Here is a 543-nt window from a genome sequence, read left to right on the forward strand (position 1 = left end):
GCCGTACCTCGTCGTAGAGGCCGTCGGGGTCGTGGTCGAAGTTGAGGGGGTAGATGTCCTGGTATTTCTTGGGTGGGTTTTCGGCGTAGGCGATGGTGCCGTCGGTGCGGGTGGTGAACCATTCGGGGTGTTCGTGGACCCAGGGGTGGTCGGGGGAGCATTGCAGTGCCAGGTCGAGGGCGACTTCCAGGCCGCAGGTGGCGGCGTGGTCGATGAAGGCGTCGAAGTCGTCCAGCGTGCCCAGGTCGGGGTGGATGGTGTCGTGGCCGCCGTGGGGGGAGCCGATGGCCCAGGGGGAGCCGGGGTCGTAGGGGCCGGCGTCGAGGGTGTTGTTGGGGCCTTTTCTGAAGGTGGTGCCGATGGGGTGGATGGGTGGGAGGTAGATGACGTCGAAGCCCATGTCGGCGATGGCGGGCAGGCGTTTGGTGGCGGTGCGCAGGGTGCCGGAGGTGGGGCCGCGGCGTCCGAGGGGGTCCAAGGTGGCGCCTTCGGAGCGGGGGAAGAATTCGTACCAGGCTCCGTAGAGGGCGCGTTGGCGGTGGA

General features: G+C 68.1%; 1 protein-coding gene. It reads right to left on the reverse strand.

What is annotated here, in order from left to right; all coding sequences use genetic code 11:
- Positions 1–543, reverse strand: a 543-nt coding sequence (locus tag ACH35V_RS42320) for an alpha-amylase family glycosyl hydrolase (RefSeq protein ID WP_395980542.1), incomplete at both ends; no start/stop codon positions are given.

The sequence above is a fragment of the Actinomadura sp. 1N219 genome, from assembly GCF_044326405.1.
Taxonomy (GTDB): domain Bacteria; phylum Actinomycetota; class Actinomycetes; order Streptosporangiales; family Streptosporangiaceae; genus Spirillospora.